Genomic DNA, 10,625 nt, shown 5'->3' on the forward strand with positions numbered 1-10,625 from the left:
CGCGGACGGCTCGGCAGCGGCCTCCTCGGAGGCGGCCGCGACGTCCTCGCGGCGCACGCGCGCCGCGTCGCGGGCCACGTTGAGCACGGTGACGTCCGCTCCGGCGGCTGCGACCGTGCGCGCGGCTATGTTCGCCAGGGTCGGCGATTCGGCCAGGCCGATCTCCACCCATTCGGCCACGCCCGCGTCCAGCAGCACCTGCTGGGTCTCGATCCACCGTACCGGGGAGGCGAACTGCCAGGCGAGGAGCTCGATGAGGAGCGTGCGCACCACCCTGTCCCGGTCGGCCGCGAGGTTGCCCTCGAAGTCCTCGACGAGCTCGGCGACGGCTTCGGAGGGCGCGACGTCCAGGATCGAGCGGGCGAAGTCCTCGGTGAGCTCGAAGGGCCGGGCGACGAGGTTCGGGATGTAGCGCCCGACGAGGGCCTCCGGGTCGATCGACTGGGGAAGGAGGTCCTCCAACAGCCCCCGGAAGTCGGGGACGCCTCCGCGCAGGACCCGCGAGTGGAAGGGGACGTCGATGCCGGGGATGAGGATGAAGGACGCCTTGCCCCCGGCCTCGCGGGAACGGCGGTTGGCGTCCTCGGCCAAGGCCTCAAGGCCCGCGACGGTCCCGGCCACGGCGTACTGCTGGCCCTCCAGGTTGAGGTTGACGACTTCCAGGAACTCGCCCGTCCGCTCGGAGATCGACTCGACGTAGCCGACCACGTCGCGCTCGCCGAACTGGTTGGGGCGCAGCGCCCCGAGGCGGTAGTCGGAGCGTCCCTCGGCGTCGCGCGGGACGAGGTTGTGCATGGTCGAGCCGCGCTGGAAGACGATCTCCAGGACGGCTTCCAGGGGGAAGACCTCGGCGTAGGCCGACAGCGCCGTGTACTCCCCGAGCGAATGGCCGGCGAACCGCGCGCCCTTGACCAGGGCGCCCTCGTCGGCCAGGCGCTCGGTCTGCGCCGCGGCGACGGTCGCCAGGGCGACCTGGGTGAACTGGGTGAGGTTGAGCAGGCCTTCGGGGTGGTGGTAGCGCACGCCGTTGGCGACGAGCTCGCGCGGATTGTCGCGCACGACCGCCAGGATCGAGAAGCCGAGCTTCTCGCGGGTGTGGGCGTCGGCCCGCTCCCACGTCCGGCGGGCGGCGGGCGAGACCGCGCGCTCGTCGAGGGCCATGCCCTGGGCCTGGATCCCCTGGCCCGGGTACAGGTAGGCGGTGGACGGCGCGGCGACGGCACCGCTCGCCGTGGCGACCACGACCCCGTCGGCGGTGCACGTGACCTCCAGGGCCAGCCCGCCGCCGCGCACGCGCCCGACCCTCTCGACGCGCACCTCGATCTTCGCCCCGAGGGGGACGATGGCGAACATGCGGTAGGTCCAGCCGAGGATCCGGGTGCCGACGATGGACTGGGTGAGGTATTCGGCGGCGGCGCACAGCCACATGCCGTGGACGATCGGCTCCTCGACACCGGCGAAGGCGGCGCCCGCGCGCGAGGTGTGGATCGGGTTGTAGTCGCCGGAGACCATCGCGAAGGCGGTCATGTTCGTCGGTGCCGTCACCGTCGCGGTGCCCAGGTGGGACCTGGGGGTCTCCACGACGTCCACGACGCCGCCGCGCGGCGCCGGGTCGGCCAGGGCCTCCTCCCCGATGCGGCCGCGCATGGCGAAGCGGTCGACGAAGAAGGCGACCTCGCGGCCAGAGTCGTCCACGACCCGGGTCTCGATGCCGATCACCCGGCCCGCGCCGGTGTCGGAGACGCCCGTGGCGTGGGACGCGGCGGTCAGCTGCCCGTCCAGTTCCTCGACGGGCACGCGCAGATGCTCGCTGTGGTCGAGGTGGACGGCCAGGAACAGGCCTTCGACGACCGGGTACCCGTTGAGCTTCGCGGCCCCGATCGCGCCGTAGATCGTCGGCCAGCACGAGCCGAAGAGCGAGCTGGGGACGGCCCCGGCGGTGGCCGTGTCGCCCGGCGCGCACACTAGGGCGTGGGCCGAGGCGGCGTCGGCGTCGAAGTGGAAGGTGAAGCTCTCGCCGTCGTCGGGCAGGGATGCGATGGGGGTGCCGCCGATCGAGGAGGCCCCCACCCCGGCAGTGGCCTCCAGGAGCCCGCGCATGGCGGCTCCCAGGCGGGCGTCGTCGACGATCGGGTAGGCTCCGGTCCCGGCGCCGTCGGGGACGGTCAGGGGGATGCGGATCTCGGTGACGGCGTGCGCCTGGGCGCCGGTCCCGTCCCAGATCGAGTCGAAGGGGACGGCGATCTCCCATCCGCCGTCGCCGTTCTCCAGCCGGGCCCCGTCGATCCGGGCCGGGTTGTCGGTGAGGTGCCCGCGCCAGACGATGTACTGCGCGGAGGCGAGGTAGCCTTCGACCGTCTCGGCGATGCGGCTGAACGCGGGCGTCGCCTCGCCCAGGCGTTTGACGGCCGCCTCCTCGTAGCGGGAGAGGATCTCCGCGACGGGCTCGTCGAGCCGCTTGACCCAGGCGACCGAGACGGGGCCGGGGATGATGCGCACGGCGTCGGCCGCGTAGCGGGGATCGTGCGACTGCCACAGCGTGTCCGAGGCCCAGCGGCGCGAGATGTCCGCGTCGATGACGGGGACGAACGGCACCGGCTTGGGGTATTTGCGCGTCAGGTCCACGAAGAAGGCGGCGTCGGCGGGCGTGACGCAGAGGGTGTCGGCCTTCGGGTAGGCGGCGGCGAGCTTCTCGATGGCCGCGGCGGGATCGTCGACCGGCCCGTCGAAGACGCTCGGCCAGGCGCCGTGGTCGGCCTCGCACAGGCGCCCCTCGACCCGGTCGAGCAGTTCGGCGAAGCGCTGGCCGATGGACTCGTCCACCCACGGGTAGGCGAGTTCGACGTACCGCTCGAGCATCCGGCGGTAGGTCATCTCCTCGATGTCGCCGAAGTAGGGCTTGGCGGTGCGGCTGAGCGCCTCGACGATCTCGTCGCGGCGCGCGGCGATGGCGCGCTCGTCGGAGCCGACCTCGGCCAGGAGGCGGGAGCACGCGGCGCTGGCGTTGGCGACCTCGTAGATGTCGGCGTGCAGCTGGGACAGGCCCGAGGTCATGCCGCCGCGGACCTCTCCGCGCCGCACCCACGTGCCCTCCTCGATGCCGGGCGTCTCGACGAGGAGCCGCTTGACCTGCGAGTTCGTCGCGGCCTCGCGGGACGCCATGAGGGGCGTGCCGATGAACACCCCGTCGACGGGCATGGCGTAGCGTCCTGCCGCGAGCGCCCACGAGCCGTCCAGGTAGGAGGCGGCGACCTCGGGGTCGCCCAGCCCCCCGCCGACGCACAGGACGACGCCGGCGTGGCGCAGGTCGGCGTAGGTGGCCAGGAGGAGCTCGTCGAGGCTCTCCCACGAGTGGTGGCCTCCGGCCTGCCCGTCCTCGATCATGGCGATGAGCGGGATGTCGGCGCCGCGCTCGTCGAGCTCCCGGGCGATGGCGATGACCTGCCGGATCTGCCCGACGGTCCCGGGCTTGAAGGCGACGTAGGGGAATCCCTCGGATCGCAGGCGCAGGACGAGCTCGACGGCCTCCTCCAGGTCCGGCACGCCGGCGGAGATGACGACGCCGTCGATGGGGGCCCCGGAGCCGCGCTTGCGCGAGACGAGCCGTCGCGAGCCGAAGTGCAGGTCCCACAGGTAGGGGTCGAGGAACATGGCGTTGAACTGGGCGGCGCGCCCCGGCTCGAGCCTGTCGGCCAAGCCCGCGAGGTGGTCGGAGAGGATCTCCTCGCTCACCTGCCCTCCCCCGGCCATCTCCACCCAGTGGCCGGCGTTGGCCGCGGCGGCGACGATGTCGGGTTCGACGGTGGTGGGGGTCATGCCTCCCACGAGGATGGCCGAGCGCCCGGTCAGGCGGGTGAAGGCGGTCTCCAGGACGTCCTTCCCGTCGATCCTGCGGGTGCGCGGCGCGAAGTCCGCCCAGTCCTCCGTGCGGGTCTCTCGGGGCCGGCCGGCGGCCAGGTCGTCGCGGGCGGGCGAGGTCCCGGCCTCGACGTAGGCGGCGCCCGACCCGGCCAGGTTGTCGACGGCGATGCGGGCCAGGCCGGTGCCCGGGCCGACGTTGACGACCACTCCTCCGGCGGGCACGATCGCGCGCGTCTGCGCGGCCCAGTCGAGCCTGTCGGTCAGGCAGGCGCGGGTCAGGCCCTCGACGTCGCCCAGGCCGCATCTGCCCGCCCAGTCGAGGACCTGGGCGACGGCCGGCTCGAGGAGCGGGCTGTGGAAGGGGGCCGACACGTCGAGGAACTGGCTGGAGGCCTCCACTCGCCCCGCCAGGGCGGCCAGATCGGGCGGGAGGCCCACCACGACCACGTCGGTGGCGGTGTTGACGATGCCGACCGTCACGTTCTCGGGCAGGCTGAGCTTGGCCGGGTCGACGCCGAGCAGGGCGAGCATGGGGGTGGCCTCTCCCACGGGGAGGGCTCCCGCGCGCAGCGTCTGACGGGCCGTGGCAGCCCCCAGGAGGCGGGCCAGGGCGTACAGGCGCACGGGGTCCGAGTCGGTGGCCGCCGCGCCGAGGACCCCCTGCGAGTGTCCGAAGGCGGCGTCGGGCTCGGAGCCGATGGCCTCGGCGATGTCGAGATAGGCGCCGTACTGGGCGAGGAAGATCCCGGGCATGGACGTCGCGGGGCTCGCCGGGGCTCCGACCGGGTCGGCGATGAGGTCGAAGCTGCCGGAGACGGACAGCAGCTCGGGGGCGACGGGGGCCAGGAGCGCCTCGCCGGCGTCGCGCACCCCGGCGAGGCGCTCGGCCATGGCCGGATCCGAGACCAGCTCGGCCAGCTCGGTCCGCCAGGGAGTGGCCTGGCCGGAGAAGTGCGCGATCCATCGCTGCGAATGCTGGGAAGTCATGCGTAATACCTTTCGAGTGCTCACATCGGGATGTTGCCGTGACGGCGGAGACCGGGGTGGGACCGGTCCTTCGAGCGGAGGATCCGCAGGGAGGAGACGATGCTCGATCGGGTCGTCTCGGGTGTGATGATCGCGTCGAGCTCGCCGCTGGCGACGGACAGATAGGGGTTGACGTTCTCGCGGGTGTACTCCTCAACGAGCTGGCTCTTGACTTCGTCCACGTCGCGGCCCTCCTCGGCGGCGGCCTTGAGCTCGCGCCGCCCGGTGATGGCCACGGCCCCTTCGGCTCCCAGGACGGCGATCTCCGCGCCGGGCCAGGCGAAGTTGAAGTCTCCGCCCAGGGACTTCGAGCCCATGACGATGTAGGCGCCGCCGTAGGCCTTGCGCAGCACGACGGTCACGAGCGGGACGGTGGCGTTCGCGTAGGACCAGATGAGCTTGGCCCCGCGCCGGATGATGCCCGCCTGCTCCTGCTCGGTGCCGGGCCGGTATCCCGGGACGTCCACCAGCGTGACGACGGGGACGTTGAAGGCGTCGCAGAACTGGACGAAGCGCCCGGCCTTCTCGGACGCGTCGACGTCGAGGGTCCCGGCCTCGCACAGGGGCTGGTTGGCGACGATGCCGACGGACTCGCCGTCCATGCAGGCGAAGCCCACGACGATCGACGGGGCGAAGAGCTCCTGCACCTGGACGAATTCGCCGTAGTCGACGATCGAGCGGATGACGTCGGTCATGTCGTAGGGCTGTTTGGACGACTCGGGGACGAGGGAGCTCAGGGCGGCGGCGTTCGCGGCGTCCTCGGGGCTCTCCCGATAGTCCCAGCGGCGGGCCGCGCCGTCGCAGTTGGCGGGCAGGTAGGTCAGCAGCGTGCGCGTGTAGTCGAGGGCGTCGGCCTCGTCGTCGGCCAGGTAGTGGGCGACGCCCGACTGGAAGTTGTGGACGACCGCCCCGCCCAGGTCTTCGAAGCTCACGTCCTCCCCGGTGGTCGCGCGCACGACGTCGGGACCGGTGACGAACATGTGGGAGTTGTCGCGGGTCATGACGATGAAGTCGGTCAGGGCCGGGCAGTAGACGGCTCCACCCGCGCAGGGGCCGAGGATCACCGAGACCTGCGGGATGACCCCCGAGGCCTCGCACGTCTTCTTGAAGATGCGCCCGTACTGGGACAGGGCGATGACGCCCTCCTGGATGCGAGCCCCGCCCGAGTCGAGCATGGCGACGACGGGGATGCGCAGCTCGAGGGCCTTGTCCATGAGGGCGATGATCTTGTCGCCCTCGACCTTGCCGAGGGTTCCTCCTCGGATGGAGAAGTCCTGGGCGTAGACGGCCACGGTGTCCCCGCTGACCGTCCCGAAGCCGGTGATGACGCCGGCGCCCGTGTAGCCCTCGGCCATGTTGCCGCCGGCGAACTGGCCGATCTCGGTGAAACTGCCGTCGTCGAGGAGCTCGGCGATGCGCTCGCGGGCCGTCAGCTTGCCCACCGAGTGCTGGCGGACCTCGGCCTTCTCCCGCGCCAGGGCGGACAGGCCCTCCTGGTAGGCGGCGAAGTCGTCGCGGTGGACCCGATGGGCCGTGAGGTCCATCGTCTGCGACGTGTCCGGAAGCCGCCGGAGCGATGTCAGCGTCATTGGTTCTCCTTCGCGGTTTCCCCGGCGCGCGTGACGCGCACGAGGGGCTGGAATGCGGATACGTTCTGGCCGCCGGTGACGGCTATGTCGGCCACGGTGCCGTCGTAGGGCGCGTGGACGTAGCTCTCCATCTTCATGGACTCGAGGACGACGAGCAGGTCGCCGCGGGAGACCCGCTGCCCGGTCTCCACGCACACCCGCACGACGATCGCCTGGATCTGCGAGTTGACCATGCCGGTCGGGTCGACGAGTTCGCCGGATCGGGCGTCGCTGCGGGCTCTCGCTCCCCCTCGCAGGGGCTGGACGCCGCGGTGGTGGGCCTGCCCCGCCCCCGCGAACATGGTGCGGGGCACGGTCAGCTCCATGCGGCGCCCGTCGAGTTCGACGACGAAGGTCGCCCGCTCCTCCGCCTGAGCGGGGGGGCCGGCGGGCTGCGACGGGGCGGCCGGCCTGACGCCGAGCTCCGCGGCTGCACCGGGGTCCGACAGCCGCGGGAGGATCGAGTCCTCGAACCACCGCGTCGAGGGGACGTGGGGGGAGAACTCGTCGAGCGCGACGACCGACGAGTAGAGGGCGGCGGGCGTCGCGACTCCTTTGATGTCGAGTTCGGCCAGTGCTCGGCGGGCGCGGGCGATGGCGGCCTCGCGGGTCGGCGCCGTGACGACGAGCTTGGCGAGCATGGGGTCGAAGTCCGGGGTGACGGTCACGCCCTCGTTGATCCCCGATTCGATGCGCACGCCGTGCCCGAGCGGCCAGCGCAGCCGCGTGACGGTGCCGGTGGAGGGGATCATGCCGCTGGCCGGGTCCTCGCAGGTGATGCGGAATTCGAAGGAGTGGGCGCGCGGGGCGGGCGCCTCGGCCATGGGCTCGCCGGAGGCGATGCGCAGCTGCTGTTCGACCAGGTCGAGGCCGGTCACCTCCTCGGAGACGGTGTGCTCGACCTGGAGCCGCGGGTTGACTTCGAGGAAGCTGACGCGCCCGTCGCCCTCGACGAGGAACTCGCACGTTCCCAGGCCGACGTATCCGACGGCCTCGAAGAGCCGCCTCGACCAGTCGACGAGGGTCTCCTCCACGCCCTCGGGCAGGGCCGGGGCGGGGGCCTCCTCGATGAGCTTCTGGTTGCGCCGCTGCACCGAGCAGTCGCGCGTGGAGATCACGGCGAAGCTCCCGTGGGAGTCGCGGGCGCACTGGGTTTCGACGTGGCGGGCCGTGCGGATGAACCGCTCGACGAAGAATCCGTCGGTCTCGTGCCCGTGGGCTGCGAAGAAGAGGTCGAGGTCCTCGTCGGACTCCATGACGGTGATGCCGCGCCCGCCGCCGCCGTCGGCCTTCTTCGTGACGATCGGGTACCCGTTGGCCGCCACGAAGTCGTCGACGAGGGTCCGGGAGGTCACCGGGCCCGAGATCCCGGCGACCGGGGCGACGTCGACCGACTCGGCGAGCCGTCGGGCCTTGATCTTGTCGCCGAGGGCGTCCAGGACCTGCGGGGAGGGGCCGATCCAGACGATTCCGGCGTCCAGGACGGCCTGGGCGAAGCCGGGGATCTCGGAGAGGAACCCGTAGCCCGGGTGGACGGCGTCGGCGTGGCTCCTGGCCGCGACGTCGAGGAGCTTGTCGGCGTTCATGTACGTCTCGGCATACGCCGTTCCGCCGAGCGCGTAGGCTTCGTCGGCTTCGGTGACGAACTGGGCGTCGCGGTCGGAGTCCGCGTACACGGCGATGGACGTGATCCCCAGGTCGCGGGCCGTTCGTATGACGCGCAGGGCGATCTCCGAGCGGTTGGCGACGAGAACGCGGCTGATCAACGGGTTTCTCCTTCCGCATGGGGCTGCATGCCCAGAAGCGATACCTCGCCGGCGGTGACGGTCTGCACGCCGGCGTCTGTCCGGATTTGAAGGGAGGCGTCGGGCAGGACGCGCAGCCCCTCCCCGACGACGGGCTCGAGCCGGGGGCGTCCCACCGTGATCCCCGGCCGGAGGGTCTCGGTCACGGCGTTGGCCTCGGCCACCAGGCCCGCGGCCTCGGGGTCCCCGGTCTCGGCGAGGGCGCCGAGGCGCCGGTGAAGGCCGTCGAGCCACGTGGCGACGAGCGGGTCGCGCTCGGGGACCGCCAGGCCGGCCGTCAGAAGGGAGGCCGAGGTCGCGGTGGGAAGCTCCGCGGCGGTCAGGGAGAGGTTGAGCCCCCAGCCGAGGACCGCGGCGATGCGCCCGTCGCGGCGGCCGCACACCTCTCCGAGCAGGCCGCCGAGCTTTCGCGGCCCGGAGTCCGTGACGGCCACGACGTCGTTGGGCCAGGAGACGGCGACGGCCCGCCGATCCTTCGGGCAGGCGTGGATCCGCACCGATTCGAGCGCGGCGCAGGCGCCCGCCAGGGCGGTCCAGGCCATGTGGTCGGCGACGGATTCGGGCAGTTCGATCAGGACGGAGACGAGGAGGGACTTGCCGGGATGCGAGTGCCACGTCCTGCCGATCCGGCCGCGGCCCGCCGTCTGATCGTCGGCGATCATGGCGGTTCCGGGCGGGACGGCTCCCTCCCGCCAGAGTTCGGCGAGGTCGTCCTGGGTGGATCCGGTCAGTTCGGTGTGGAGGACGACGGGGGCCGCGTCTCCGGCGAGGGGGAACCACGCACGTCCGATGTCGCGGATGCCCTCGGCTTGCGATCCGGTCAAAGACAGCTCCCCTCTGTTCCGCTGGACGGGCACGTCGTGGCGGCAAGCGGCCGCCGGATTCTTCCTACCAGAAAGTAGGTTACCGCACCGTACTTAATTTCGCTCGTCTCCGATCGCGGCGTGCACACCGCGGCCGGTGCCGATGCCGGGCACGAGTGCCAACATACCATCGACGCGACCCGGCATCGCGGGGTTTTCATGCCACCGGCGTCAGTCGGAGGCGAAACCGCCGGGTGATAGACGGCACAACGGTGGGCGGGATCCGGATCCCGCCCACCGTTGTATGCCGTGTGGAGCATCGCAGCTCATCGGACGCCGCAGCGCAGAGACTCGTCTCCCGAGTCGACGGCCTGCGCGCTCACTTGATGAGGCCGAGCGCTCGGACCGCGTCGAGCTCCTCCTGGGCCGCCTTGATGTTGTGGTCGATCCCGGCGCGCGTGCGCTCGGAGACGTCCAGTCCGTCGACGATCGCCCACTCGCCGCCCCTGGCCGTGGCCGGCATTCCGAAGATGAGGCCTTCGGGCACGCCGTAGTGCGATCCGTCCTGGTAGACGCCCGGGGTCACCCACTCGTCCGTGCCGTTGACCCAGTCGTGGACGTGGTCGATGGCCGCCGAGGCCGCCGAGGCCGCCGAGGAAGCGCCGCGCGCTTCGATGATGGCCGCTCCGCGCTTGGCGACGGTGGGGACGAAATGGGATTCGAGCCATTCGGAGTCCACGAGGTCGGCGGCGAGCTTGCCGCCGACGGTGGCGTAGGAGACGTCCGGGTACTGGTCGGCGGAGTGGTTGCCCCACACCACCATCTTCTCGATGTCGGCGACGGCCGCGCCCGTCTTGGCGGCCAGCTGCGAGATGGCCCGGTTGTGGTCGAGCCGCATCATGGCGGTGAAGCGCGATCGGGGGACGTCGGGGGCCGAGTGCATGGCGATCACGGCGTTCGTATTCGCGGGGTTGCCCACGACGAGCACCTTGACGTCGTCGGCGGCGTGGTCGTTGATCGCCTTGCCCTGGGGGCCGAAGATGCCGCCGTTGGCCTCCAGGAGGTCGGCCCGCTCCATGCCCGCCGTGCGGGGGCGCGCGCCGACGAGGAGGGCGACGTCGGTCCCCTCGAATGCCTGATCGAGCGAGTCGTAGACGTTCACCGAATCGAGAAGGGGGAAGGCCGAGTCGTTGAGCTCCATCGCCGTGCCCTCGGCCGCTTTGACGGCCTGCGGGATCTCGAGCAGGTTCAGCCGGACCGGGGTCCCTTCTCCGAGCAGGGCTCCCGAGGCGATGCGGAAGAGAAGGGCGTAGCCGATGTTTCCGGCTGCACCGGTGACGGTGACTGTGACTGGCGTGCGAGCCATGGGGTCTCCTTCGTTTCGATTGGCGTGGGCGTCCGCGCCCATCCCCCAAGGATAGGCGCGGGCCCGTCGCCGACGGAAGTCCCTAAGGCCTACAGGCGCGGCGCCTGCGCAGGATGAGGGTTCACGCCGCGATCGC

At 71.7% G+C, this 10,625-nt stretch carries 5 protein-coding genes; all 5 read right to left on the reverse strand.

What is annotated here, in order from left to right:
* The coding region (locus HMPREF0043_RS07165) for a fatty acid synthase subunit beta domain-containing protein (protein ID WP_021602333.1) at positions 1-4,848 on the reverse strand (4,848 nt) is incomplete at its 3' end.
* Positions 4,849-4,868: 20 nt separating this feature from the next.
* Positions 4,869-6,431 carry an acyl-CoA carboxylase subunit beta gene (locus HMPREF0043_RS07170; protein ID WP_040318103.1) on the reverse strand — a complete coding sequence of 521 codons (1,563 nt, stop codon included), beginning with the start codon at positions 6,429-6,431 and terminating at the stop codon, positions 4,869-4,871.
* Positions 6,432-6,472: 41 nt separating this feature from the next.
* On the reverse strand, positions 6,473-8,281 hold the full coding sequence (locus tag HMPREF0043_RS07175; protein WP_021602335.1) for an ATP-binding protein: 1,809 nt from the start codon (positions 8,279-8,281) through the stop codon (positions 6,473-6,475).
* Positions 8,278-9,144: a biotin--[acetyl-CoA-carboxylase] ligase gene (locus HMPREF0043_RS10280; RefSeq protein ID WP_198010304.1), complete on the reverse strand. Its 867-nt coding sequence runs from the start codon at positions 9,142-9,144 to the stop codon at positions 8,278-8,280. Before HMPREF0043_RS10280 ends, HMPREF0043_RS07175 begins: the two co-directional genes overlap by 4 nt.
* Before the next feature lie 358 nt (positions 9,145-9,502).
* Complete coding sequence (locus tag HMPREF0043_RS07185; RefSeq protein ID WP_021602337.1) at positions 9,503-10,489, reverse strand: malate dehydrogenase; 987 nt, start codon at positions 10,487-10,489, stop codon at positions 9,503-9,505.
* Positions 10,490-10,625: the final 136 nt, after the last annotated feature.

The sequence above is a fragment of the Actinobaculum sp. oral taxon 183 str. F0552 genome (assembly GCF_000466165.1).
In the GTDB taxonomy this organism is placed as follows: Bacteria; Actinomycetota; Actinomycetes; order Actinomycetales; family Actinomycetaceae; genus Peptidiphaga.